Origin of the sequence: uncultured Sulfitobacter sp., from assembly GCF_947500075.1 — a bacterium.
Classification (GTDB): domain Bacteria; phylum Pseudomonadota; class Alphaproteobacteria; order Rhodobacterales; family Rhodobacteraceae; genus Sulfitobacter.
In genome coordinates this window covers 492,972-518,412 of record NZ_CANMQS010000001.1, presented here as the reverse complement: position 1 = coordinate 518,412, position 25,441 = coordinate 492,972, and the positions used below count along the sequence as shown (strand labels likewise).

The window sequence follows — 25,441 nt, the reverse complement described above, 5'->3', positions numbered from 1 at the left end:
TGCCGACCGGACATGCGACAGTTACAAGAATGGAGGGACACATGATCCACAAAAATTGGGCTGAACTGATTAAACCACAGCAGCTGGACGTCAAGCCGGGCAATGACCCTGCGCGTCAGGCAACTGTGATGGCCGAACCGCTGGAGCGCGGCTTTGGTCTGACCATGGGCAACGCGCTGCGCCGTGTGCTGATGTCGTCCCTGCAGGGTGCGGCCATCACATCCGTGCAGATCGACAATGTACTTCACGAGTTTTCCTCCGTTGCCGGGGTCCGCGAAGATGTCACCGACATCATCCTGAACCTCAAAGGCGTTTCCATCCGCATGGAAGTCGAAGGGCCCAAGCGCCTGTCGATCTCCGCCAAAGGTCCGGGCGTTGTGACCGCCGGTGACATCTCTGAAAGCGCCGGGATCGAGATCCTGAACCGTGATCACGTCATCTGCCACCTCGACGATGGCGCGGACGTCTACATGGAACTGACCGTAAATACCGGTAAGGGCTATGTGTCTGCGGACAAGAACAAGCCAGAGGACGCACCGATTGGTCTTATCCCAATCGACGCGATCTATTCTCCGGTCAAGAAAGTCAGCTACGACGTGCAGCCGACCCGCGAAGGTCAGGTGCTGGATTATGACAAGCTGACCATGAAGGTCGAAACAGACGGTTCCATCACGCCGGATGACGCGGTGGCTTTTGCTGCGCGTATCCTGCAGGACCAGCTGGGCATCTTTGTGAACTTCGATGAGCCTGAATCCGCGTCGCGTGCCGACGAAGATGATGGTCTGGAATTCAACCCGCTGCTGCTGAAGAAAGTGGACGAGTTGGAATTGTCAGTACGTTCCGCGAACTGCCTGAAGAACGACAACATCGTGTATATTGGCGATCTGATCCAGAAGACAGAAGCCGAAATGTTGCGCACGCCGAACTTCGGCCGGAAGTCTTTGAACGAGATCAAGGAAGTCCTGTCCGGTATGGGGCTGCACCTTGGCATGGACGTCGAAGACTGGCCGCCGGACAACATCGAAGACCTCGCCAAGAAGTTCGAGGATTCGTTTTAAGAATGCGTGGGTTTCACCCACCCTACGTAGGGTGGGTGAAACCCACCACCCGGGCATCTGCCCTTTCATCGCCCGCCTTTGGGCGGACGACTACCGGGTAACGCGCCTTCCTCGCGGAAGACACGTACCCCAAGGAGAGCAGCGGGCACGCACCCGTTGCCAGACAAAGTAAAAACGCCCGTAGAGGGCACCAGATTGGAGAAGAAGAAATGCGTCACGCACGTGGATACCGCCGCCTGAACCGCACACATGAGCACCGCAAAGCGCTCTGGGCCAACATGGCCGGCTCGCTCATCGAACATGAGCAAATCAAGACAACCCTGCCCAAGGCAAAGGAACTGCGCCCGATCATCGAAAAGATGATCACGCTCGCCAAACGCGGCGACCTGCACGCCCGTCGTCAGGCCGCTTCAAAGCTGAAGCAAGATCAGTATGTTGCCAAGCTCTTTGACGTGCTCGGCCCCCGCTACAAGGACCGCCAGGGCGGTTACGTGCGCGTGCTGAAAGCCGGCTTCCGCTATGGTGACATGGCACCCATGGCGATCATCGAATTTGTCGACCGTGATCGCGATGCCAAAGGTGCAGCCGACAAGGCCCGCCTGGCCGCGGAAGAAGCTGCTGAGGAATAAGACCTCTCACAGTATCAGACGTAAAAGCCCTGCCGATCTGGCGGGGCTTTTTTATTCTCTGCAACGATGTGTCGTGTTTGGAGCCGGTGTTGCGCAGGGATATTTTTGGCCAAAAAGAGGAGGGGAGTTGCGTGTCCCCCGTCCGTTGCGCATATCCTTGGGTATGAAAGTTCTTGTCCTGATCCTGTCGCTCCTCGGCGCGCCCCTTGCCGCGCAGCAGGTGCCGCAGTCGCAATCCGAAATCCAGCTCAGCTTTGTGCCGCTTGTGCGCGAGGCAGCCCCTGCGGTGGTGAACATCTATGCCAAGATCATGGCCGAACCGCGTGGCACACCCTTGCAGCGGGATCCGTTTTTTGAGCGGTTCTTTCGCGATCCGTTCATGGAAAGGCCGCGGGTGCAGAACTCGCTCGGCTCCGGGGTGATCCTGTCGGCGGACGGGATTGTCGTGTCGAACTATCACGTGGTGGGCATGGCCACGGAAATCCGCGTGGTGCTGAGCGACCGGCGCGAATACGAGGCGCGGGTTCTGTTGGGCGACAAGGACGCGGACCTTGCCATTCTGAAGATCGAAGCCGAGGAAGACCTGCCGTTTCTGGACCTGCGCGACAGTGCAGGCGTTGAAGTGGGGGAATTGGCATTGGCCATCGGCAATCCCTTTGGCGTGGGCCAGACTGTCAGCAGCGGGATCGTGTCTGGGCTTGCACGGTCCGGTGTGGGGGGCGGAAATTCCGGTGTGGGGTATTTCATTCAGACCGATGCGCCGATCAATCCGGGCAATTCGGGTGGCGCGCTCATCGACATGGCGGGCCGTTTGATTGGGATCAACACGTCGATCCTCACCCGATCGGGCGGCTCCAACGGCATTGGATTTGCCATCCCGGCTGATCTGGTCGCGGTGTTTGTGGAGCAGGCGCGGGCGGGGCAGGTCCGTTTCGGGCGGCCCTGGGCAGGCATCAGCGGGCAGCCGGTGGACAGTGACATGGCGGGGCCGTTGGGGTTGGACCGGCCCGGCGGGATCATCGTCTCGGGGCTGCATCCGGCTTCGCCCTTTCTGGCGGCGGGGCTTGAAGTGGGGGATGTGATCACGGCGGTGGATGGCGCGCCGGTAAACACGCCGGCAGAGATGATCTATCGCATGTCGGTCGCCGGGTTGGGCCGGGAGGCTGAGGTCACGCGGGTGCAGGAGGGGCAGGAGGGCACGCTCACCGTGTCGTTGATTGCCGCGCCCGACACGCCAGCCCGTGATGAAATCACGCTGGGCCAGCGCAGCAAGCTGCCCGGATTGCGCATGGTGCGGATCAATCCGGCGGTTCTGTCAGAGCTGAACCTTCCCTTGCAAAGCGAAGGGGTTGCGGTGCTGAACCCTGGTGTTGCCGCGCGTGTTGGCTTGCGTGCGGGCGATGTTGTTCTGGCGATCAACGGCGTTGAGGTTGGCCATCCGGACGACGTTGTCGCGGTTTTGGCGGGGCAGTTGAGGCGTGTCGAAATGGTGGTGCGGCGCGGCGCGCGGCAGACGGTTTTGCGGTTCCGCGTCTGATGGCGGATTTGTTCGACAGTGGCGCGGCCCAAGCCGAGAGCCTGCATCGGCCGCTGGCCGACAGGCTGCGGCCAAAGACATTGGCTGAGGTGATTGGCCAGCGTCAGGTGCTCGGGCCGGAAGCACCGCTGACGGTGATGTTGTCGTCTGGCAGCCTGTCGTCGCTGATCTTCTGGGGCCCGCCGGGCGTGGGCAAGACGACCATCGCCCGGCTGCTGGCGGATGAGACAGACCTGCATTTCGTGCAGATCAGCGCGATCTTTTCCGGCGTGCCGGAGTTGCGAAAGGTCTTTGAAGCCGCCCGCCTGCGCCGCCAGCAAGGGCAGGGTACGCTGCTGTTTGTCGATGAAATCCACCGCTTCAACAAGGCGCAGCAGGATGGGTTCCTGCCGCATATGGAAGACGGGACGATCCTGCTGGTCGGGGCGACGACGGAGAACCCGTCGTTTGAGCTGAACCGCGCGGTGCTGAGCCGGGCGCAGGTGCTGGTGCTGGAGCGGTTGCCGGAGGAGGATCTTGCTCTGCTGGCCACGCGGGCGGAAGAGGAATTGGGTCGGGCCCTGCCGCTGGACGCTGGGGCGCGGACCGCGCTTTACGAGATGGCCGATGGGGACGGGCGTGCCTTGCTCAACCTCATAGAGCAGGTCGCGGCCTGGGACGTGGAGGCGCCGCTGGACAAAGCCGCCCTTGGCGCGCGGCTGATGCGGCGTGCGGCGCAGTATGACAAGGGTGGGGATGAACATTACAACCTGATCTCCGCCCTGCATAAATCCGTGCGCGGGTCGGATCCGGATGCGGCGCTTTATTGGTTTGCGCGCATGCTGGAAGGGGGCGAAGATCCCCGGTATCTGGCCCGGCGCATCACGCGGATGGCGGTTGAGGACATTGGTCTGGCCGATCCGCAGGCGCAGGCGGTCTGTCTGCAATCCTGGGAGACGTTTGAGCGGCTGGGCAGTCCTGAAGGGGAATTGGCGCTGGCGCAGGCAGTGACCTATCTGGCGCTCGCGCCGAAATCAAACGCGGCTTACGTGGCCTACAAAGGGGCGCGCAGGGCGGCGAAAGCGACGGGGTCTGCGCCGCCGCCGAAACACATTCTGAATGCGGCGACAGGGATGATGAAGGACATGGGGTACGGCGCGGATTACGCCTATGACCATGACGCCGAGGACGGGTTTTCGGGGCAGAATTATTTTCCCGAAGGGGTGGAGCGGCAGGCGCTTTATCAACCGGTGGAGCGGGGGTTCGAGCGGGACCTGAAAAAGCGGCTGGCGTATTTTGCCAAGCTGCGTGCCAAACGCGAAGAATAGCCCGCCCAGCTTGACAAATGCGGGCCAAGGGCTGACAGACCGCACATGATTTCAACAGTTCTTCTTGTCGCCTTGGGCGGTGCCATTGGTGCTGCATGCCGGTTCCTCATGGGGGTCGGTCTGCTGCGTCTGCTGGGGCCGCAGGATTTCCCGCTGGCGATCATCACGGTCAATGTGGTGGGGTCGTTCCTGATGGGGGTCTTTGTGGTGGCTGCCGCGCAGAAGGGGCTCACGCATCTGAGCCCTTTTGTGATGACGGGTGTGCTGGGGGGCTTTACCACCTTTTCGGCGTTTTCGCTTGAGACGGTGACATTGATGGAGCGGGGCCAGATCGGTGCCGCGGGACTTTATGTGGCCTTGTCAGTGGGGCTGTCGATTGCGGGTCTGATGGCAGGCCTTTGGATGGCGCGCGGGGTATTTGCATGAGCCGGGTTCAGACAGTGACAGTGGCAGAGGATGAGGGCGATCAGCGGCTGGACCGTTGGTTCAAGCGCCGCTTCCCGCAGATCCCGCAGGGGCGCATCGACAAGATGTGTCGCAAGGGAGAGATCCGCGTTGATGGGGGCCGGGTCAAGGGCGCGACGCGCGTCGAGGTGGGCCAGCAGGTGCGCATTCCGCCGCTGCCCGATGACGCCGCCCCACCGCCAACGAAACGGGCAACCGTGTCGGATGCGGATGCCAGGATGATCCGGGCTTGTGTGATCTACAAGGACGACCACGTGATTGCGCTGAACAAGCCGCCCGGTCTGGCGGTGCAGGGCGGCTCGGGCCAGTCAGAACGGCATGTGGATGCTTTGTCTGCGGCGCTGATGTTCGACTTTGAGGAGAAGCCCCGGCTGGTGCACCGGTTGGACAAGGATACCTCGGGCGTGCTGCTGCTGGCGCGGACACGCATGGCCGCCAAGGCGCTGACCGCGGCGATGCGGCACCGGGAGACGCGCAAGATCTACTGGGCGTTGGTCGCCGGTGTCCCGACGCCCTATCTGGGTGAGATCCGCTATGGTCTGGTCAAGGCAGGCGGCCATGGGCGCAGCGGGGAGGGCGAGAAGATGATCGCCGTGCATCCGCGCGACATGGATGACACGCCGGGTGCAAAACGCGCGCATACGCTCTATGCGACGCTGTTTCGGGTGGCGTCCCGTGCGGCCTGGGTGGCGCTGGAACCTGTCACCGGGCGGACGCACCAGCTGCGCGCGCATATGGCAGAGATCGGGCATCCGATTGCGGGGGACGGCAAATACGGCGGCTCCGGGCAGGACAACATGGGGGATGGCTGGGGCGCGCAACTGGGCGGGGTGATCAGCAAGAAGCTGCATCTGCACGCGCGCATGATGCGGTTTGAGCATCCTGAGACCCGCAAGGTGATCACAGTCACGGCTGAACTGCCCGACCATATGGCACACAGTTGGGACACCTTCGGGTGGACAGAAGATCTGGCGGCTGATGATCCTTTCGAGAGTCTGCAATGAGCGCACCCCTGCGGCTGGTGATCTTTGATGTGGATGGCACGCTGGTGGACAGCCAGGGGGATATCCTTGCCGCGATGGCGGTGGCCTTTGAGGCCGTTGGCCTGCCGTTGCCACCGCGCGCGGATCTGTTGGCAATGGTGGGCCTGTCGCTTGAGGTGATCTTTCCCGCGCTGGTGCCGGAGGCGGATGCGGCCACGCATCGGCGGATGGTTGATGGGTACAAGGACGCCTATGTGATGCTCAGGGCGCAGGGCGGGGTGGCAAAGTCCTCGCCCCTTTACCCCGGCGCGCGGGAAACGCTGGAGGCGCTGCATGCCATTCCAGAGGTGCTGCTGGGTGTGGCCACGGGCAAGTCTCGGCGCGGGCTGGACAAGCTGATCGACGGGCACGGGTTGGACGGCCTGTTTGTCACCCAGCATTGTGCGGATTTTCATCCGTCAAAACCACATCCTTCCATGATCCTGGCGGCGCTGTCTGATACCGGCGTTGCGGCAGCGGATGCGGTTGTGGTGGGGGATACAAGTTTCGATATGGAGATGGCGGCAAGTGCGGGTGTGGCCGGGATTGGCGTCAGTTGGGGCTATCACGACCGCGCGCGGCTTGGCGCCCAGGCGCGGCTGGTGATTGACGGCTTTGATGCGCTGCATCCCGCGTTGGATCAGGTTTGGGGGCAAAGGGTATGAGCGACTGGAAAGCCAAACGGTTCTGGAAATCTGCGGCTGTTGTGCCCGCGCAGGGCGGTTTCACGGTGGAACTTGATGGCCGTCCCGTCCGCACTCCGGCCAAGCAGCTGTTGATCCTGCCGTCTGCCGCCATGGCCCGCGTGGTTGCGCAGGAGTGGGATGCCCAGGAAGACGTGATCAAACCGCATACCATGCCAGCGACCAAAACCGCGAATGCGGCGCTCGACAAGGTGACGGTCCAGCATGGGGAAGTGGCCGATATGCTCGCGGCCTATGGGGACAGTGATCTGTTGTGCTACCGCGCGGAAGGCCCTGCGGAACTGGTGGCGCGGCAGGCGGAGGTCTGGGATCCCATGCTGGAGTGGGCGGCGACCACGTTGGGGGCACGACTGGAGCCGCGCGTGGGGGTGATTCACGCCCCGCAAGACCCCGCAGCGCTTGAGGTTCTGTCCCTGCGCACACATCAGCTGGGCGTGTTTGAGCTGGCGGCATTCCATGATCTGGTGAGCCTGTCGGGGTCATTGGTTCTTGGCTTTGCAGCGGCATTGGGCGCGCGCGACAGCGATGCGCTGTGGGACATGTCACGGCTGGATGAGATCTGGCAGGCCGAGCAATGGGGCAGGGACGAGGAAGCCGAGGCGCAATCTGCCCTTCGCCGCGCGGCTTTTCTGCATGCGAGCCGAATGTTTGCGCTATCACAGCCCGAAACCTGCGACCCGAACGCCTGATTGGGTTGCTTTACCCTGAGTTGAGGCATTTCGGGACCGATTCTGAGGGTCAGCCTCTTGACCTTCGACGGGGAATCCGCACACATATTGCCCACTGTCGGGGAGCGATCCCGCCAGTATCACCTATGGCAGCCAAAATGGCTCCATAAGAACCGCCCATCAACGTGGCGGACAATCAGGAAGAGGTTGAAATGAAAAAATCTGTATTTTTCGGTGCTATGACAGCAGCCGGTCTCGCGGCGGGTGCCGCAGCTGCTGGTACACTGGATGACGTGAAAGAACGCGGCAAACTGAACTGTGGTGTGACCACAGGCCTTATCGGTTTTGCGGCACCAGACGCCAATGGCGAATGGAAGGGCTTTGACGTTTCGGTTTGCCGCGCGGTTGCTGCGGCAGCGCTGGGCGATGCGACGGCTGTCGAATTCGTTCCCACAACCGGCAAGACACGCTTCACCGCGCTGGCTTCCGGCGAGATCGACATGCTCGCACGTAACACCACCTGGACATTCTCCCGCGACGTCGACCTGAAGTTCGATTTCGTCGGTGTGAACTACTATGACGGTCAGGGCTTCATGGTTCCAAAGGAACTGGGTGTGTCCTCCGCCAAGGAACTGGACGGCGCGACTGTCTGCATCCAGACCGGCACAACAACAGAGCTGAACCTGGCGGATTTCTTCCGCTCCAACAACATCAGCTATGAGCCCGTGCCAATCGAGACAAACGCCGAAGCGCAGCAGCAGTACCTTGCCGGTGCCTGCGACGTTTACACCACAGACGCGTCCGGCCTGGCCGCGACACGTGCTGCGTTTGAAAATCCTGGCGACCACGTTCTGCTGCCAGAGATCATCTCCAAAGAGCCGCTGGGCCCACTGGTCCGTCACGGCGACAACGACTGGGGCGATGTGGTCCGTTGGACCCTGAACGCATTGATCACAGCCGAAGAGCTGGGTGTGACCTCCGCCAACGTTGGTGAGATGGCAAGTGCCGGCAACAACCCCGAAGTCTCTCGTCTTCTGGGTTCCGAAGGTGGCCTTGGCGCGATGCTGGGTCTGGACGCGGACGCATTCAAGCGCGCGATCGAGACTCAGGGCAACTACGGTGAAATCTTTGCCAAGAACATCGGCGAAGACACACCCATCGGTCTGGCCCGTGGACTGAACGCACAGTGGACAGAAGGCGGCCTGCTCTACAGCCCCCCCTTCCGCTAAACACATCAGTCAAAGGGCGCGATACATGTCGCGCCCTTTGCGCCTCACGACGGCCCCTTTTGCGGGGACAACCAAGCCGGGACGGGCGCCTCAAGGCGCTGATAAAAATCAACGCCCGGCCACACAGGGATATATCTGATGACGACCATACCCGACCCTCAAGGGGGTACGTTCCGGCTATCCATGCTGTTGAACGACACCCGTTACCGGTCGATGACGCTGCAAGCGATTGCCGCGCTCATCTTGGCGCTTGCGCTCTTCTATCTGTATTCAAACCTCACCGCGAACCTGCGTGCTGCCGGGTTGAACATCTCGTTCGACTTCCTGGGGGCACCCGCGGGATATGACATCAACCAGACACTGGTTGACTACAACAGCCAGTCGAGCAACCTGCGCGCGGCCATTGTCGGCATTCTCAATACGCTGCTTGTCGCCTTTCTGGCCTGTATCACGGCCACGATCTTTGGCGTGCTGGCCGGGGTCCTGCGTCTGTCCAACAACTGGCTCGTCAGCAAGCTCATGGCGTTTTATGTCGAGATCTTCCGCAATATCCCTGTGTTGATCTGGATCATCATCATCTTCACCATCATGACGGCGGTGATGCCCGGTCCCCGTGCGTTCAGGGGGGACGCTGCCACCTCGTCGATGTTGATGGACCTGTTTGCCTTCACCAACCGCGGTGTCTACATCCCCGGACCCTATTTCACCCGCGGTATCGGCGGAGAGGAAGGCAGCGTGGTCAATTGGCTGCTGGTGATCGGAGTGCTGGTTGCCTCGTATTTCAGCGCGCGATTCATGACCAACCGTGCCAATGCCATTCAGGCTGATACGGGGATCCGGCCCAATACGCTCTGGACCAATCTCGCGATCTGGTTTGTGCCGCTGATCGTGTTGTTGTTCATCCTTGGCCTCAGCTGGGACATTCCCGCGCTCAAGGGCTTCAACTTTCAGGGGGGGATCAAGATTGGTGGACCGCTGATTGCCTTGTGGTTTGCCCTGTCGATCTACACCGGTGCCTTCATCGCGGAAAACGTGCGCGCAGGCATTCAGGCGGTCAGCAAAGGCCAGACCGAAGCCGCTTCTGCCCTGGGGCTGCGTGGCAACCGGGTGATGAGCCTTGTGGTGCTGCCACAGGCGTTGCGGGTGATCATCCCGCCGTTGATTTCGCAGTACCTGAACATCACCAAGAACTCCTCTCTGGCCATTGCGGTGGGCTATGCCGACATCACCGCGACGCTGGGCGGGATCACCCTGAACCAGACGGGCCGGGCGATTGAATGCGTGCTTCTGTTGATGCTGTTCTATCTTGTCATCTCGCTGCTGATCTCCGCAGGGATGAACGTCTACAACAACGCCATGAAGCTGAAGGAGCGCTGAGATGTCAGACACACCTGCACAGTCCGTTGCCTTTGTGCGCGAAACCGCCATCCCGCCTTCGCCGGCCCCTGCCAATGCGTCAGGGATCGTCAAATGGATGCGTGACAACCTTTTTGCAACCTGGCCCAACGCGCTGCTGACGATTGCGTCGATTTACGTGATCTACCTGATCCTGGCCGGTACGATGCCGTGGATCTTCAACGGCGTCTGGAACACCAACTCACTGGCGGAGTGCCGCGAGGTGCTTGATGGTACGGTCGGCGCCTGTTTTTCGGTTCTGACGGAACGCTGGAACCAGCTGCTGTTCGGCTTCAAGTATCCGGTCGATCAATACTGGCGTCCGCTGACGGCCTTCCTGCTGATGTTTGCGGCTCTTGCGCCGGTGCTTTTCTTTGACCTGCCGCGCAAGCTGCTGATCATCACTGCGCTCTTCCCGTTTGTGGCCTATTGGCTGATCTGGGGTGGGACAATCTGGACCCCGCTTTTCGCCCTGCTGGGCTTTGTTGCGGGCTATCTGGTCTATGCGCGTTTTGTCACGCAGAGCTTTGCCGTGGGCTTTTTCGGGGGTGTCTTCGCGGCGGTCGTGGTCTGGATCGTGACCGGCTACATCACGCCGATGCTTGCGCCAGAGCAGCCTCTGCTCGAAGCGGTGCCCTCGCGGGATCTGGGGGGCTATATGCTCAACATGATGCTGGGGCTGACCTGCGTGTCGCTGTCGCTGCCGCTGGGCATCGCGCTGGCGCTGGGGCGGCAAAGTTCCATGCCGCTGATCAAGTGGATCTGTGTGATCTTCATCGAGTTTATCCGGGGTGTGCCGCTGATCACATTGCTGTTCGTGGCAAACGTGATGCTGGCGTATTTCTTCCCACCCGGCTCCGGTGTGGATCTGTTCCTGCGTGTGGTGATCATGATCACCATGTTCTCCTCGGCCTATATCGCCGAGGTGATCCGCGGGGGCCTCGCCGCGCTGCCCAAGGGGCAATATGAGGCGGCCGACAGCCTTGGACTTGATTATCCGCAAGCCATGCGGCTGATCATCCTGCCGCAGGCGCTCAAGATCTCCATTCCGGGGATCGTGAACATCGCGGTGGGTCTGTTCAAGGATACAACCCTCGTGTCGGTTATCTCCATGTTCGACATTCTGGGCATGATCCGCGGTCCGATCCTGGCCTCCACCGATTGGAACGGCGTCTATTGGGAACTGCTGGGCTTTGCCTGCGTGGTCTTCTTTGTCGTCTGCTACTCCATCTCTCAATACTCGCAGTGGCTCGAACGCCGTCTTGCGACTGATCATCGCTGAACAAGCGTCTTTTTAGGAAAGGGCTGAACTTATGGCCGACACTGCGCAAATGAAAGTCTCCGACGAGGTCGCGATCTCTATCCAGCAGATGAACAAGTGGTACGGCGCGTTCCACGTGCTGCGCGATATTGATCTGACGGTGTATCAGGGCGAACGTATCGTGATTTGCGGGCCGTCTGGCTCGGGTAAATCCACGCTCATCCGCTGCATCAATGCGCTGGAGGAGCATCAGAAGGGCTCTATCGAGGTGGACGGCACGCTGTTGTCGTCTGACCTCAAGAACATCGACAAGATCCGCTCAGAGGTTGGCATGTGCTTTCAGCACTTCAACCTCTTCCCGCATCTGACGATCCTTGAGAACTGCACGCTGGCCCCGATCTGGGTCCGCAAGACGCCCAAGAAGGAAGCCGAGGAAACGGCGATGCATTTCCTTGAGAAGGTGAAGATCCCCGATCAGGCGAACAAGTATCCCGGTCAGCTTTCGGGTGGTCAGCAGCAGCGGGTGGCGATTGCGCGTTCCCTGTGCATGCGTCCGCGTATCATGCTGTTCGATGAACCCACGTCCGCGCTTGACCCGGAGATGATCAAGGAAGTGCTTGATACGATGATCGAGCTTGCCGAAGAAGGCATGACCATGCTCTGCGTGACCCACGAGATGGGTTTTGCCCGTCAGGTGGCGAACCGGGTGATCTTCATGGACGAAGGCCAGATCGTGGAGCAGAACGAGCCAGAGGCGTTCTTCAACAACCCGCAGTCGCCAAGGACGCAGCTGTTCCTGAGCCAGATCCTGGGTCACTGACAGGTTAACTGCCGGGCCGCCGCCACGGGGGGCGGCGGGTGAGGGCTGTTTGCCCTCACACTCCCAAGGTTTTTAGAACCATTTGGAAGGGGGAGCGGCGCGCTTCCCCTTTCTTGCTGTTTGTCGTGTTGTCAGGTCAGGTTGCGGGGGGTGACGAAATCGACGCAGCTTGCACTGTGCCAGCGTGCATCGGCCCAGTGGTCGATCTCAAAGTCAGCCACCAGCGTAGCGCCAGTGGGGTATTTGCCAAATTGCGGATGGTCCGGCGGCGCGGGCAGCAGGCGTTCGGCGCAATATCCGATGCCGGGATTGTGGCCGATGACCAGCACCACCTCACCTTTGGCGCGCTGGATCCGGTCGAGGATCTGATCCTCACTTGCCAGATAGAGGCCGCGTTCAAAATGGGCGGCGATGTCTTCAGGCAGATCCAGCCGCACAAAGGTTTCGCGCGTGCGCGCAGCGGAGGAACAGAGCACCTCATCGGGGGTCAATTCCGCTGTGCGGAGCCAGTCGCCCAATGCCGCCGCGCCCTGCCGCCCGCGGGGGTTCAGCATGCGGTCATGGTCGCTGGTCAACGCGCCGGACCAGTCCGATTTCGCATGGCGCATCAGGATCAGGCGTTTCATGTCAGGCCCCTTTGAACTGTTGCATGTGGTACGCCGATTGTGCGGGCAATCGGCCAAAGTCTTGTGACACCGGGCAGGACCGGCGCACCGCACAGCCCGATGTCAGGTTCATCGCGCCTTCCGCTGTGTCCAGAAAGCTACGGCATGTTGGCACGTCATAGCCTTCCGGCGTCAAGGCCCCCGACAGGCAAGCGGTCCGGCAGGGTTGTTCCGCGCAGCTGTCACAGGGGGCAGGGCCAGCCTTGGGCAGGTCAATATGCTCAGCCAGTGCCAGCGCGCCCCGGAAGGAGACAAACAGCCCCGCACGGTCATGGACCAGAAAATTGATGGGAGAGGCGTGGAGGCGCCCGGTGCGCAGCGCCCAGCTGAAGAACGGCAGGAACGGCGCGCCGCCAAAGGGATAAAGCGGCGTTGCCCCCAGGTCATCGGCCCAGTCACCGACCACGCGGGTGGACCAGCGGTCCATTGGGTCTGGCTGTCCGTCCTGCCATTCCGCGCTCTGCGTGAAAGCATCCCAGAAAACGGGCTCATCCGGGCCAAGCATCAGCAGTGTTTTGCAGCCCTGTGGTGCATTGTCCTCAGCCGAGGGGTGGAAGCCGCCCAGAATGGTCAGGCTGCGCGCTGCGGCCTCCTGTTCGAGCGTCGGGTACATCATCCGCGGCGGATGATGCTGCCCGCACCGTGTTCGGTAAACAGCTCCAGCAGGCAGGCGTTGGGCGCGCGGCCATCGAGGATAACAGCCGCCCGCACCCCCCCTGCAAGCGCATCAAGCGCGGTTTGTGTCTTGGGGATCATGCCGCCTGCGATGGTGCCATCTGCGACCATCTCGGTGATCTGGCTTGCGGTGAGTTCGGTCAGTACCTCGCCTGCGTCATTCTTGACACCGTCCACATCCGTAAGAAGCAACAGGCGGTCCGCCTGTAGGGCTGCGGCGATGGCCCCGGCGGCGGTGTCGCCGTTGATGTTGAAGGTCTCTCCCCCGCTGCCCATGCCGAGGGGCGCAATCACGGGGATGAATCCCTTCTCTGCCAGATCGTCCAGGACGCTGGCGTTCACTTTGGACGGTTTGCCAACAAGCCCCAGCGCCGGGTTCTCTGCCTCGCACATGATCAGGCCGCTGTCCTTGCCGGACAGCCCCACGGCGCGCCCGCCCTGTTCGGTGATGGCCTGCACAATCCGTGCATTGACGATCCCCGACAGGACCATTTCGACCACCTCGATGGTGGCGGTATCGGTCACACGTTTGCCGTCCACGAAATCAGAGGTGATGCCCAACCGGTCCAGCATCTGGTTGATCATCGGCCCGCCACCATGCACGACCACGGGCTGTACCCCAACCTGTCGCATCAAGGTGACGTCGCGGGCGAATTCCGCCATCGCGTCATCGCTGCCCATGGCGTGGCCGCCCAGCTTGATGACGACCGTCGCATCGGCGTAGCGTTGCAGGAAGGGCAGCGCCTGGCTCAGCGTCTGCGCGGTGGCGATCCAGTCGCGGTTCATGTCTTGTTTTCTCATCTGTCGGTCTTGAGTGTCATTCGAGCGTGGCGATGATGGCACGCAAGGTGGGAATACCCCAGCCTTTTTCCGAGGAGGTCACAATGATTTCCGGATAGGCCGCAGGATGTTTGGACAGCGCCCCGCGCACCTGATCGAGCACCTTGGCGCGTTCTTTCTCTTTCACCTTGTCGGCTTTGGTCAACACCGCCTGAAAGGTGACGGCTGAACTGTCGAGCAGGCTGAGGATCTCTTCATCGACCTTTTTGACCCCGTGGCGCGCGTCGATCAGAACAAAGGCGCGGCGCAGGGTCTGGCGGCCCGACAGGTATTGCTTGAGCAGCCGTTGCCATCTCTGCACGACCGGCAAGGGGGCGTTGGCATAGCCATATCCGGGCAGGTCCACCAGATAGTGACTGTCGGCGGCGGTGAAGAAGTTGATTTCCTGCGTGCGGCCGGGGGTGTTGGAGGCGCGTGCCAGCGCCTTGGTGCCTGTCAGCGCATTGATCAGCGTGGATTTGCCCACGTTGGAACGTCCGGCAAAGCAGACCTCCATCCGGTCAGGCGGCGGCAGGCCGTCCATCGCCACCACGCCTTTGACAAAGGTGCTTTCGGCGGCAAACAGCAAGCGACCCTTCTCCGCCGTGGCGGCATCCGGTTCGTCCGCCAGGGGGAAGGGCAGTTGCATGGGATTACTTGCCGCCCTTTTTGGCCGGGGCCTTGGCGTCTGCATCCGCCTTTGGCTTGCGCTTGAAGCCGCTGGTGATGTTGCCCATCAGATCGGGTTTGTAGCCCTGGCTGCGCATGATCAGATACTGCTGCGTAAAGGTGATCGTGTTGTTGGCGATCCAGTAGACGACCAGCCCGCTGGCGAAACTGCCCAGCATGAACATGAACACCCAGGGCATCCAGGCAAAGATCATCTGCTGCGTCGGGTCCGTGGGCGCCGGGTTCAGCTTTTGCTGGAGCCACATGGAGATGCCCAGCAACAGCGGCAGGATGCCGATGAAGATCAGCGCCATGAAGGTCTCCGGCGCGGGGCCGGCCCAGGGCAGCAGGCCAAAGAGGTTGAAGATCGAGGTGGGATCCGGGGCGGAGAGGTCCTGAAACGGACCGAAGAAGGGCGCATGGCGCAATTCGATCGTGACGAAAATCACCTTGTAGAGCGAGAAGAAGATCGGGATCTGCAACAGGATCGGCAAACAGCCCGCGGCGGGGTTCACCTTTTCCTTCTTGTAGAGCTCCATCATGCCTTGCTGCATTTTCTGGCGGTCGTCGCCTGCCTGCTCCTTGAGCTTCTCCATCTGCGGCTGAAGCTCTTTCATCTTCGCCATGGAGACGTAGGATTTGTAGGCCAGCGGGAAGAGCACCGCCTTGATGATCAGCGTGAGGCCAATGATGGCCCAACCCATGTTGCCAATCAGCTTGTTGAGCTCATGCAGCAGCCAGAAGATCGGCTTGGTGAGGAAAGCGAACCAGCCCCAGTCGATGCTGTCGATGAATTTGACCACGCCTTCGGCTTCGTATTCGCGCAGGATCGCCCATTCCTTGGCCCCGGCGAAAAGCTGTGTCTGTACTTCGGCGCTGGCGCCGGGGGCCACGGTCTGTGTCGGCAGGCGGGTGATCGCGCGGTAGATGTCACTGCGCGCGTCATAGGTGAGGGCCTGATCAAAGCTCTGGCCCGCGCCGGGGATCAGAATGGCCTGCCAGAAGTGGTCGGTAAAGCCGACCCAGCCGGAGGCGACGTCCTTGGTCACGATGGCCTGACGGCCCCATTCGGCGTTGATGTCCGCCTCTGCAATGTCTTCCCAATCGGTTTCGGCAAGCTCTTCATTGGCGACGGCAACCGCGCCTTCGTGCAGGATGAAGAAATTCTCAAGATCGTCCGGCTCCGTGTGCTGCACGATCATGCCATAGGGGGACAGGGTGACCGGGTCTTCGCCGTCGTTGGTGACCGTCTGGGTGAGCGAGAACATGTAGTCCGCATCGACGGTGATCGTGCGGGTAAAGGTCTGGCCTGCGCCATTGTCCCAGCTCAACGTGATAGGCGCATCGACGCCAAGCGTATCGCCGCTGGTGAGGGTCCATGTGGTGGAGGGGCCGGGGACGGCTTCTGCGTCAATGCCGCTGCCCGCCGCCCAGCCTTGCAGGGCGTAATAGGCGTCATTGGTGCCTTGAGGCGACAGCATGGTGACGATGGGGGCGTCATCCTGGCGGGTGGTGCGGTAATCCTTGAGCTTCAGATCATCGATCCGCCCGCCCAGCAGGGAGATGGAGCCTGTCAGGCGCGGTGTCTCGATGGTGACACGCGCGGCCTCTTCCAGCGCTGTTGCGCTTTCATCGGTGGGGGTGTCAGCCGGGGCGGTTGCGGTGCCTGTCGCAGGGGCTGCCGGGACGGAGGCGGTCTCCGCCGCTGACTGTTCCGCAGTGCCCTCCAGCGGTGTGTCCGGCGCGGGGGGCGGGAACAGCAAGAACCAGATCAGGATCACGACAAAGCTGAGCGCCGTTGCAAGGATGAGATTCTTGTTCTGGTCGTCCATTCAAACCGCCATTTGCTGTCATGAGATGTGTGGTGCGGTTCAACAGAGTGCAGCGGCAAAGGTCAAGCGGAATCGGGTGAAAATGGCTGCGGCGATGGGGCGCTCGTGGAGGAAACGGGCGATTATCGCGGCCATCCGGGGGACCGTGCGGGATGGCTGGCGGGGGACATTGTTTGGAACAGGCCGGGGCCGCTGTTGTGTCACGGCGGCAGAAACAGCCGAATGGGCGGGTTCAGCTGTCTTTGCCGCCCATGATGCGCGGCATGTCCTGAAGCTTTTCACTGTGTGCAACAAGCCAGTCGAGGGTCTGTTCGAAGGGCATCGGCCGGGCGATGCCGAACCCCTGTACGTGGTCACATCCAAGTTGCGCCAACAGGACATGTTCTCCAACAGTTTCAACGCCTTCTGCCAGTGTTTCAACGCCCAGCCGTTCTGCCATGGTCAGGATCGCACCGATCATGCGTTGCTGTTCGGGGTCGCGGTCTGCCTTGATCACAAAGGAGCGGTCGATCTTGATCCGCGCGACAGAGAAACGGCGGATGGAGGCGATGGAGGCATGCCCGGTGCCAAAGTCATCCAGATCGATCGTGCAGCCCAATTCGCCCAGTGCGTTGATGTTGCGGGTGATCATGTCATGCGGCGCGCTTGCCACCACGGTTTCCAGCACTTCAACCGCGAGACGGTTCGGAGCAAGGTCAAATCGGTCCAGTTCCCATTTGATTTTTTCCAGCAGGCGGGGGTTGTTCAGTTCCGAGCCGGCGAAATTGACACCGACCTGCGGGACCGTGACGCCGGCGCCGTCCCAGGCTTTGAGTGCGGCAAAGCTGTGGTACATCATCACCTCTGCCAGTCGTTCCAGCAGTGCTGCTTCCTCCAGCGCAGGCAGGAACTCCGCAGGGGAGATCATGCCGCGTTCAGGGTGGTTCCAGCGGGCCAAAGCCTCAAACCCTGTGACCTCCCCGGTGTCGGTGGAAATCTGCGGCTGGAACCAGGGCTGTATCTGACCGGTGTCGAGCGCGGTTGCGGCGTCATCGCGCAGGGTGCTGCGCACTTGCTGGGCGCGGTGCATGTCGTCGTTGAAGGCGCGGATGGCGGTCGGGCCATGGCGTTTGGCTTCTCTCAAGGCGGTGTTGGCGGCTTCGATCCAGTCGGTGGCCGTGCGCCCCGGCGCACGGGCGTGCTGGCAAAAGCCCACGGAGGCGGTGATGTAGATGGTGATGCCATCGACGGAGATCGGTTCCTCCACCGCGGATTGAAGGCGCGCAGCAAGCTGAATGCAGGTTTCAAGGTCAAGCTGGCGCATGGGGGCCGTACAGATCGCAAACCGCGCATCGCCCAATTCGCCCAGAGCGTCTGCATCACGCAGAACAGCTGTGAGGCGGTCAGCGGTGCGCTGTCGGATCAGGTCGGCCGTGGCCTGTCCATGGCGGCCTGCGATCTGATCAAACTCTTCCAGCATCAGAAACATCAGCGTCGATTCTTCGCGCGCGCCGGTACAATGGTCATGGACTTGCGCGACTTTGGCATCAAACGCAGCGCGCGGCAGGACATCGCCGTAGCGCTCCAGCGGAATACGCTCTTCATGGATGGCGCCGGCGGCAAGATAGATCAGCGGCAGCAGGCCGGACACAACGATCAGCGCCCCTTCGCCGCCGAGCCAGTAGGAGGCGAGCGAGATACAGGGCAGGAAAGCCAGCGCAGGCGGGCCCGTGAGATACAGTGCCAACCGCCGTCGCAGTCCGGTCAGCATCGGATGCTCTATCTGCGCCATTCCATACCTCCTCAAAGCAGCGCGGAGATGTCGCTGCGGTGGGGTAGGCTTAACCTGTGAGGGGTGGTGCAGGTGTTAACGGGGCGATGATTATCTGCGAAAATTTTGCTAAAATGCGTCGGACTTCAGGGAAAGTCCGGTGAAATCAAAGAGCTTTGGGTCGAGCAGATGCGAAGGACGCGCGTTCATCAGGGCGCGGAACATCACCTGCCTGCGGCCGGGGCTGTTGGCTTCCCAGCCGTCAAGGATCGCCTTGACCTGCTGGCGTTGCAAACCGTCCTGTGAGCCGCAGAGGTCACAGGGAATGATCGGATAGTCCATCGCGCGGGCGAATTTCTCACAATCGGCTTCGGCCACATGGGCCAGAGGGCGGTACAAAAACAGGTCGCCTTCCTCGTTCACCAGTTTGGGCGGCATGGTCGCCAGTCGCCCGCCGTGAAAGAGGTTCATGAAGAAGGTCTCAAGAATATCATCGCGGTGGTGGCCCAGCACGACGGCGGAACAGCCTTCCTCGCGCGCGATGCGGTAGAGATTGCCGCGGCGCAGGCGCGAGCAGAGCGCGCAGAAGGTGCGCCCCTGAGGCACTTTGTCCATGACGATGGAATAGGTGTCCTGATACTCAATCCGGTGGGGCACGCCCATTTTCTCAAGAAACGCAGGCAGCACGGTCGCGGGGAAACCGGGCTGGCCCTGATCGAGATTGCAGGCCAGCAGATCGACGGGCAGAAGGCCCCGCCATTGCAGTTCGTGCAAAACCGCCAGCAGGGTATAGCTGTCCTTGCCGCCCGAGAGGCAGACCAGCCAGCGCTGTTTGGGTTTGTCGGGATCGACCATGCCATATTGATCCACCGCTTCGCGGGTCGCACGCACAATACGTTTGCGGAGCTTCTTGAACTCCGTTGTTTGCGGGGCGCCGTAGAACAGCGGGTGAATGTCGTCGGGTTGATCCAGCATGACGGTGGCTTAGTGGATCATGCGGTGCCGATCAAGCGGGGCGCGGCCCCGCGACGGTCCCGCAAAAAGGTCAGGGAAACCGGTATTTCGAGAACCGCCCGGAAGATGTATACTTGTGGTTGAATTTCAATCACTCAACAATTTCAGGAGCATATCATGGACTATATCTATTGCGTGCGTTCCGTGCGTGACGGGGCATTCACGGCTGAACCCGGCGCGAATTACTTCCTCAAGATCCCCAGCAACGTCAAACATCCCAAGCCGACGCATCAGATCAACAAGGACACCTGGATCAAGGCGGTGATGGCAGAGGCCCGGCACGGGCCGCAGGACGATGCGCCGGTGGGGGATATTGTGGTTTACGTGCATGGGTTTAACACACCGATGGACGTGATGCTGGAACGCCAGCGCCTGCTGCGCGCGGGGCTGGAGCGGCACGGGTTTGAAGGATCGGTGATCAGTTTCGACTGGCCCAGCGACGACCGGGCGCTGAACTACCTCGAAGACCGGACGGACGCGAAAATGACCGCCTTGCGGCTGGTGGATGAGGGGATCGCCAGCTTTGCCGCAATGCAGACGCCGGAGTGCCGGATCAACCTGCATCTGGCGGCGCATTCGATGGGGTCTTACGTGCTGCGCGAGGCTTTTGACGATGCGGATGACCGCCCGCAAGTGGCGGCACACAGCTGGTCTGTCAGCCAGGTGATGCTGCTGTCGGGGGATGTTTCTGCCAGTTCGATGGCGGCGGGATCGTCGAAGTCGAGCTCGCTTTACCGTCATTGTGTGCGGCTGACGAACTACTTCAATCCGTTCGATGATGTGCTGTCGCTGTCGAACGTCAAACGGGTGGGGGTCTCACCGCGACTGGGGCGGGTGGGGCTGCCGGAGGACCGGCCGGGCAAAGCCGTGAACATCAATTGCGGGAATTATTTCAAAGCCAACCGGGGGGATTTTGCGGGCGTCGCGAACGCGCCGCACACCTGGTATTTCTACGATGATGTGGTGATGGAGGACATGGCCCATACGATCCGGGGCGACACGGACCGGCATGAGATCCCGACGCGGTTGCAAGGCAGTGCGGGCAATCTGGTGCTGTGGCCTGCGGGGGTGCCGGTGGGATAGGAAACGGGCGTTGCGCGAAAATATTTTTGCGTTAACGCCTGTGGGCCGAGGGGCAAAAACCCGTACACGCCCTGTGCACAACCTGTACACCGCCCCGTTTTCAGGCCCGACTGTTAACGCAGCGTGCGGTGAGTGGTTAACGCCGGGTGGCTATGGACGGTCTTCTTTGCCCGGCACGGGGTCATATCCGTCGCCGCCCCAGGGATGGCAGCGCCCGATGCGGCGGGCGGCGAGCCATGTGCCTTTGAGGCCGCCGTGTTTCTCCAAGGCCTCAAGCGCATAGGCGCTGCACGTCGGCTGGTAGCGGCAGTTGAAGCCGACCCAGGGGCTGAAGATCAGGCGGTAGCCGTGCACGGGCAGGCGCAGGAGGCGGGCGAGCAGCGTCATGACCGGGTGTGGAGTTTGGCAAGCGCACGGGCGAAGTCGGCTTGCAACTGTGCGAAGGGCAGGGTGGCGGTGGCCCCCTTGCGGCCGATCAGGACGTAGTCGTGGCCGCTCTGGCCAAGGCTGGGCAGCGCAAGGCGGGCGATTTCGCGCAGGCGGCGTTTGGCGCGGTTTCGCGCGACGGCATTGCCGACTTTCTTGGAACAGGTGAAGCCGACACGGATGTCGGCGCTGGTGCGCTCATCCGCGTGGCGTCTTCGCATTTGCAGGATGAAACCGGGGGTGGCCTGATGCGCGGCGCGGGAGGCGCGTTGAAAGTCGGCACGTTTGGTCAGGGTTTCCACACGCAGAAAAGCCGCCGGGGGCGTTGCCCCGACCCTGGCATCTGTGCCTGTCTGGGGCGCCTCCGGCGGCATCAATGTCTGCGGCAATGGCTGGCGCTTAAGCGCTCAGCGACTTGCGGCCCTGCGCGCGGCGGGCATTGATGATCTTGCGACCCGCTTTGGTCGCCATACGGGCACGGAACCCGTGGCGGCGCTTGCGGACGAGGTTCGAGGGTTGAAAGGTGCGTTTCATCGCTCCGTCTCCATCTAAGATGCGCGCCCGGATTCGGGCGGCGCTGCAATTCAGACCCGGTCTTTACGGCGCGACCTGCGCCAAGTCAAACGGTAGAAGGGGCATTTTCGCCTGTTCTTGCAATAAATCCTGCCTGAGCGGTGCGAAATGTTTCAATCGGCTGGCATGTCGTCACAAACAGCCCTCTATTATACACCGATGATCAAGCGCCCGTGAGGGCTCTATCCCGCGCAAGCCTAACGCGCCATCTAGGGTGAAACAGCAACCAACCCTGAAAGTGGTGCAGAAAATGACGCAGATGACCGAACCAGAGACCGAGATGCAGAAGTCGGCGCTGATGCGCCATCTGCCGTTGATCGCCATCGCGGTGGTTGCGATTGTGGGGGCGTTCACGCTGCGCGATTATCTCAGCTTTGATGCGCTGCGCGACAACCGCGAGGCGCTGCTGGCGTTCCGGGATGCCAATTTTGTGCTGACGGTGCTGGGGTTCATTGCGATCTACGTGCTGATCGTGGGCTTTTCGCTGCCCGGCGCGGCGATTGCCACGCTGACGGGTGGCTTTCTGTTTGGCACGGCGCTGGGCACGGTGGTCAACATCACCGGGGCCACGCTGGGGGCGTCGGTGATTTTTCTGGCCGCCCGCATGGGGCTGGGGGAGCGGCTGAAGGCGCGGATGGAGGCGTCTGACGGGATGGTGGCGCGGCTGAAGAAGGGGTTGGATGAGAACCAGTGGTCGATGTTGTTCTTTATCCGGTTGGTGCCTGCGGTGCCGTTCTTTCTGGCCAATTTGATCCCGGCGTTTCTGGGGGTGCCGCTCTATCGGTTTGTGATCTCGACCTTTATCGGGATCATTCCGGGCAGCCTTGTCTTTACCTCCGTGGGGGCGGGGCTGGGCGACGTGTTCGCCCGTGGGGAAAGCCCGAATCTGGGGATCATCTTTGAGCCCTATATCCTGTTCCCGATCCTGGGCCTGTGCCTGTTGTCGGTGCTGCCGGTGATTATCAAGAAACTGACGGGCAAGAAGGAATTGCTGAAATGAACCGGATCAAGACGGATGTGCTGGTGATTGGCGGCGGGTCGGGAGGGCTGTCGGTGGCGGCGGGAGCGTCGCAGATGGGCGCGGATGTGGTTCTGCTGGAAGGACACAAGATGGGCGGGGATTGCCTGAACTATGGCTGTGTGCCGTCGAAGGCGCTGATTGCCACGGGCAAGTCGGCCTATGGGCAGCAGCACGGGGCGCAATATGGCGTGCAGGATGCGGCGGGCGTGGTGGATTATGCGGCGGCCAAGGATCATGTGGCCGATGTGATTGCGCAGATCGAGCCGATGGATTCCGTGGAACGCTTCGAGGGTCTTGGCGTCAAGGTGATCGAGGCATTCGGGCGCTTTATCTCAAAGGACGAGGTGCAGGCGGGGGACACAGTGATCAAGGCGCGTCGGGTGGTGATTGCCACGGGGTCCGCGCCGCTGGTGCCGCCCATTCCGGGGCTGGAGAATGTACCCTATGAGACCAACGAGACGTTGTTTGACCTGCGCGAGGCGCCCGAGCATTTGCTGATCATCGGCGGCGGTCCGATTGGCATGGAGATGGCGCAGGCGCATATCCGCATGGGCTGCAAAGTGACGGTGATCGAAGGGGCCAAGGCTCTGGGCAAGGATGATCCGGAATTGGCGGGTGTGGTGTTGGATGCGCTGCGGGACGAAGGCGTGGTGATTGAGGAAGATGCGCTGGCGGCTGAAATCCGCGGCAAAGCGGGCGCGATTGAGGTGGAGGCCAAGGATGGCCGTATCTTCAAGGGCTCACATCTGTTGATGGCGGTGGGGCGGAAAGCGAATACCGAAAAGCTGGATCTGGAAAAGGCGGGCATCAAGCCTGCGCGCAATGGAATCAAGGTGGATGCGTCTTTGCGGACCACCAACAAGAAGGTCTATGCCATCGGCGATGTGGCAGGCGGGCTGCAATTCACCCATGTGGCGGGGTATCATGCGGGGGTAATCATCCGGTCGATGCTGTTTGGGCTGCCCTCAAAAGCCAAGACTGCCCATATCCCCTGGGCCACCTATACCGATCCCGAGCTGGCTCAGGTCGGGATGACCGAAGCGGAAGCGAAGAAAGCCCATGGCATCAAGCTGGAGGTTGTGCGGTTTCACTACACCCACAACGACCGCGCCATTGCGGAGCGGAAAACCAAGGGGTTCATCAAGGTCATGGTCGTCAAAGGCCGCCCCGTGGGCGTCAGCATTGTCGGCTATCAGGCCGGAGAGCTGATCAACCTCTGGGCGCTGGCACTGGCCAACTCCATGAAAATGAGCCAAATTGCCGCCATGGTCGCCCCTTACCCGACGATTGGCGAGATCAACAAACGCGCAGCGGGCGCGTATTTCAGCCCGCGCCTGTTTGAAAGCGATACGGTCAAGCGCGTGGTGGGCTTTGTGCAGCGGTATCTTCCGTGAGCAGGGCAGGCGGTCTTCGGGGTTTAAGGTAGCGGCAGATGTTCAATTCCCTTTCGGGCCGGTTGGTGATCCTGACCATCATCTTCGTGATGCTGGCAGAGGTGCTGATCTTTGTCCCCTCCATCGCGCGGTTTCGTGAAGATTACATGCTGAACCGGCTGGAGCGGGCGCAGATTGCCTCGCTCGCGCTCTTGGCCGATGACATGATCGATGAAGAACTGGAAGCGGAACTGCTGCTGAATGCCGAGGTGTTCAATGTGGTGCTGCGCCGGGATGAGGTGCGGCAGTTGATGCTGGCCTCTCCGATGCCGCGCCCGATTGTGGAGACCTTTGATCTGCGCGAGTCGACCGCGTTTTCGCTGATCGGGGATGCCACGCGGCGGCTGTTGCAGCCGGAAAACGAGGTGATCCGGGTCATTGGCGCGCCGGTGCGAGACGCGGGCCTGCTGATTGAGATCACCATGGAAACGGCCCCCATGCGCATGGCGATGCTGGATTATGGCGTGCGGATTCTGATCCTGTCGGCGGTGATTTCGATTGTGACTGCGGCGTTGTTGTTTGTCGCGATGCGCGCCTTGCTCTTGAAACCGATCAAGGGCGTGGTGGGGCATATGCAGCGCTATGCCCAGGCGCCAGAGGACGCGCGGCGGATCATTGAACCCTCCGCCAGTGTGACAGAACTGTATGAGGCGGAAGTGGCACTGCGCACGATGCAAACGGATCTGACGCAGGCGCTGAAACAGAAGGAGCGGCTGGCGCAGCTGGGATCGGCGGTGAGCAAGATCAGCCATGATCTGCGCAACATCCTGACCTCGGCGCAGCTTTTTACCGACCGGATTGAAATGTCCGAGGATCCGACGGTGAAACGTATGGCGCCCAAGCTGGTGGGCTCCATCACCCGCGCGGTGCATCTGTGTGAAAGCACGCTTGCCTTTGGCAAGGCGGAGGAACCCGGGCCGACGCTGACGATGGTTGCCTTGCCGGAACTGATCGAAGACGCGCTGGCCGGAGAGCGGCTGGCCAGTGCCGGACATGACATCAGTTTTGCGGTGGATGTGCCTGCGGATATGATGATCCGCGCGGACCCTGAACAGATGTACCGCGTGCTGTCGAACCTTGTGCGCAATGCGCGGCAGGCGCTGGCGGCAACGGGCAGGGGAGGCGAGATCGCCCTGCGGGCCAATGACACCGAAAACGCCTGGGAGATCGAGGTCAGCGACACCGGCCCCGGCCTGCCCACAAAGGCGCAAACCCATCTGTTCACCCCGTTTCAGGGCGGCGCGCGCAAGGGCGGTTCTGGCCTTGGCCTGGCCATCGCGGCAGAGCTTGTGAAGGGCCACGGCGGCCGGTTGCAGCTTTTGCGGACGGATGAAAATGGCACTGTATTCTGCATCACCTTGCCCAAGGGGGATGGGACCCTTTGAG

At 61.5% G+C, this 25,441-nt stretch carries 26 protein-coding genes; 16 read left to right on the top strand and 10 right to left on the bottom strand.

Annotation, left to right across the window (positions count from 1 at the left end):
* Nucleotides 1–41: 41 nt before the first annotated feature.
* From Q1A91_RS02510 to Q1A91_RS02455, 12 genes are all read left to right on the top strand, one after another.
* Nucleotides 42–1,058, top strand: a complete 1,017-nt coding sequence (locus tag Q1A91_RS02510; protein WP_299872344.1) for a DNA-directed RNA polymerase subunit alpha — start codon at nucleotides 42–44, stop codon at nucleotides 1,056–1,058.
* Between the two features lie 209 nt (nucleotides 1,059–1,267).
* A complete protein-coding gene (rplQ, locus tag Q1A91_RS02505) occupies nucleotides 1,268–1,687 on the top strand; it encodes a 50S ribosomal protein L17 (RefSeq protein ID WP_299872341.1) in 420 nt (139 codons plus the stop codon).
* A 163-nt stretch (nucleotides 1,688–1,850) separates the two neighbouring features.
* Nucleotides 1,851–3,224, top strand: coding sequence for a trypsin-like peptidase domain-containing protein (locus Q1A91_RS02500; RefSeq protein ID WP_299872338.1), 1,374 nt, complete (start codon nucleotides 1,851–1,853; stop codon nucleotides 3,222–3,224).
* A complete protein-coding gene (locus Q1A91_RS02495; protein WP_299872335.1) occupies nucleotides 3,224–4,531 on the top strand; it encodes a replication-associated recombination protein A in 1,308 nt (435 codons plus the stop codon). Before Q1A91_RS02500 ends, Q1A91_RS02495 begins: the two co-directional genes overlap by 1 nt.
* 45 nt (nucleotides 4,532–4,576) lie before the next feature.
* Complete coding sequence (gene crcB / locus Q1A91_RS02490) at nucleotides 4,577–4,957, top strand: fluoride efflux transporter CrcB (protein ID WP_299872332.1); 381 nt, start codon at nucleotides 4,577–4,579, stop codon at nucleotides 4,955–4,957.
* Nucleotides 4,954–6,000, top strand: coding sequence for an RluA family pseudouridine synthase (locus Q1A91_RS02485; RefSeq protein ID WP_299872329.1), 1,047 nt, complete (start codon nucleotides 4,954–4,956; stop codon nucleotides 5,998–6,000). Before crcB ends, Q1A91_RS02485 begins: the two co-directional genes overlap by 4 nt.
* Nucleotides 5,997–6,683 (top strand): HAD-IA family hydrolase, encoded by a 687-nt coding sequence (locus tag Q1A91_RS02480; protein WP_299872327.1) that lies wholly within the window; start codon nucleotides 5,997–5,999, stop codon nucleotides 6,681–6,683. Before Q1A91_RS02485 ends, Q1A91_RS02480 begins: the two co-directional genes overlap by 4 nt.
* The gene (locus Q1A91_RS02475) at nucleotides 6,680–7,411 is read left to right on the top strand and encodes an ATP12 family chaperone protein (protein WP_299872323.1); all 732 of its coding nucleotides are present in this window, start codon (nucleotides 6,680–6,682) and stop codon (nucleotides 7,409–7,411) included. Before Q1A91_RS02480 ends, Q1A91_RS02475 begins: the two co-directional genes overlap by 4 nt.
* 191 nt (nucleotides 7,412–7,602) lie before the next feature.
* Nucleotides 7,603–8,619, top strand: a complete 1,017-nt coding sequence (locus tag Q1A91_RS02470) for an amino acid ABC transporter substrate-binding protein (RefSeq protein ID WP_299872321.1) — start codon at nucleotides 7,603–7,605, stop codon at nucleotides 8,617–8,619.
* Between the two features lie 138 nt (nucleotides 8,620–8,757).
* A complete protein-coding gene (locus tag Q1A91_RS02465) occupies nucleotides 8,758–9,996 on the top strand; it encodes an ABC transporter permease subunit (protein WP_299872318.1) in 1,239 nt (412 codons plus the stop codon).
* Nucleotide 9,997: 1 nt separating this feature from the next.
* Nucleotides 9,998–11,296: an amino acid ABC transporter permease gene (locus Q1A91_RS02460; protein ID WP_299872315.1), complete on the top strand. Its 1,299-nt coding sequence runs from the start codon at nucleotides 9,998–10,000 to the stop codon at nucleotides 11,294–11,296.
* A 31-nt stretch (nucleotides 11,297–11,327) separates the two neighbouring features.
* Nucleotides 11,328–12,095 (top strand): amino acid ABC transporter ATP-binding protein, encoded by a 768-nt coding sequence (locus Q1A91_RS02455; protein WP_299872312.1) that lies wholly within the window; start codon nucleotides 11,328–11,330, stop codon nucleotides 12,093–12,095.
* Between the two features lie 131 nt (nucleotides 12,096–12,226).
* On the opposite strand, the gene Q1A91_RS02450 is transcribed toward Q1A91_RS02455, so the two are convergent.
* The 7 genes from Q1A91_RS02450 to ttcA form a co-directional block, all read right to left on the bottom strand.
* On the bottom strand, nucleotides 12,227–12,721 hold the full coding sequence (locus Q1A91_RS02450) for a histidine phosphatase family protein (protein ID WP_299872309.1): 495 nt from the start codon (nucleotides 12,719–12,721) through the stop codon (nucleotides 12,227–12,229).
* A 1-nt stretch (nucleotide 12,722) separates the two neighbouring features.
* Nucleotides 12,723–13,373, bottom strand: coding sequence for a ferredoxin (locus Q1A91_RS02445; RefSeq protein ID WP_299873672.1), 651 nt, complete (start codon nucleotides 13,371–13,373; stop codon nucleotides 12,723–12,725).
* Complete coding sequence (gene argB / locus Q1A91_RS02440; protein ID WP_299872306.1) at nucleotides 13,373–14,236, bottom strand: acetylglutamate kinase; 864 nt, start codon at nucleotides 14,234–14,236, stop codon at nucleotides 13,373–13,375. The genes Q1A91_RS02445 and argB overlap by 1 nt, the downstream gene beginning before the upstream one ends.
* Before the next feature lie 16 nt (nucleotides 14,237–14,252).
* Nucleotides 14,253–14,903 (bottom strand): ribosome biogenesis GTP-binding protein YihA/YsxC, encoded by a 651-nt coding sequence (gene yihA, locus Q1A91_RS02435; RefSeq protein WP_299872303.1) that lies wholly within the window; start codon nucleotides 14,901–14,903, stop codon nucleotides 14,253–14,255.
* 4 nt (nucleotides 14,904–14,907) lie between these two features.
* Complete coding sequence (gene yidC, locus Q1A91_RS02430; protein ID WP_299872300.1) at nucleotides 14,908–16,755, bottom strand: membrane protein insertase YidC; 1,848 nt, start codon at nucleotides 16,753–16,755, stop codon at nucleotides 14,908–14,910.
* A gap of 232 nt (nucleotides 16,756–16,987) precedes the next feature.
* On the bottom strand, nucleotides 16,988–18,526 hold the full coding sequence (locus Q1A91_RS02425; RefSeq protein ID WP_299872298.1) for a bifunctional diguanylate cyclase/phosphodiesterase: 1,539 nt from the start codon (nucleotides 18,524–18,526) through the stop codon (nucleotides 16,988–16,990).
* 108 nt (nucleotides 18,527–18,634) lie between these two features.
* Nucleotides 18,635–19,480: a tRNA 2-thiocytidine(32) synthetase TtcA gene (gene ttcA, locus Q1A91_RS02420; protein WP_299872295.1), complete on the bottom strand. Its 846-nt coding sequence runs from the start codon at nucleotides 19,478–19,480 to the stop codon at nucleotides 18,635–18,637.
* Between the two features lie 156 nt (nucleotides 19,481–19,636).
* On the opposite strand from ttcA, the gene Q1A91_RS02415 reads away from it, so the two are divergent.
* Complete coding sequence (locus Q1A91_RS02415) at nucleotides 19,637–20,602, top strand: alpha/beta hydrolase (protein ID WP_299872293.1); 966 nt, start codon at nucleotides 19,637–19,639, stop codon at nucleotides 20,600–20,602.
* Between the two features lie 150 nt (nucleotides 20,603–20,752).
* Here the strand turns inward: Q1A91_RS02415 and yidD are convergent, their stop codons facing one another.
* Genes yidD through rpmH form a run of 3 tightly spaced genes read right to left on the bottom strand, consistent with a single transcriptional unit; the run spans nucleotide 20,753 to nucleotide 21,562 of the window.
* Nucleotides 20,753–20,989, bottom strand: coding sequence for a membrane protein insertion efficiency factor YidD (gene yidD, locus Q1A91_RS02410; protein ID WP_299872290.1), 237 nt, complete (start codon nucleotides 20,987–20,989; stop codon nucleotides 20,753–20,755).
* Nucleotides 20,986–21,405 (bottom strand): ribonuclease P protein component, encoded by a 420-nt coding sequence (gene rnpA, locus Q1A91_RS02405; RefSeq protein WP_299873669.1) that lies wholly within the window; start codon nucleotides 21,403–21,405, stop codon nucleotides 20,986–20,988. Before rnpA ends, yidD begins: the two co-directional genes overlap by 4 nt.
* 22 nt (nucleotides 21,406–21,427) lie before the next feature.
* Nucleotides 21,428–21,562, bottom strand: coding sequence for a 50S ribosomal protein L34 (gene rpmH / locus Q1A91_RS02400; RefSeq protein ID WP_007118882.1), 135 nt, complete (start codon nucleotides 21,560–21,562; stop codon nucleotides 21,428–21,430).
* Between the two features lie 298 nt (nucleotides 21,563–21,860).
* Here rpmH and Q1A91_RS02395 point away from each other — a divergent pair, with 298 nt between their 5' ends.
* The 3 genes from Q1A91_RS02395 to Q1A91_RS02385 are packed head-to-tail and all read left to right on the top strand — an operon-like array spanning nucleotide 21,861 to nucleotide 25,440.
* Nucleotides 21,861–22,601 carry a VTT domain-containing protein gene (locus tag Q1A91_RS02395; RefSeq protein ID WP_299873666.1) on the top strand — a complete coding sequence of 247 codons (741 nt, stop codon included), beginning with the start codon at nucleotides 21,861–21,863 and terminating at the stop codon, nucleotides 22,599–22,601.
* Nucleotides 22,598–24,016: an FAD-dependent oxidoreductase gene (locus Q1A91_RS02390; RefSeq protein ID WP_299872287.1), complete on the top strand. Its 1,419-nt coding sequence runs from the start codon at nucleotides 22,598–22,600 to the stop codon at nucleotides 24,014–24,016. Before Q1A91_RS02395 ends, Q1A91_RS02390 begins: the two co-directional genes overlap by 4 nt.
* Before the next feature lie 38 nt (nucleotides 24,017–24,054).
* Complete coding sequence (locus Q1A91_RS02385) at nucleotides 24,055–25,440, top strand: HAMP domain-containing sensor histidine kinase (RefSeq protein ID WP_299872284.1); 1,386 nt, start codon at nucleotides 24,055–24,057, stop codon at nucleotides 25,438–25,440.
* Nucleotide 25,441: the final 1 nt, after the last annotated feature.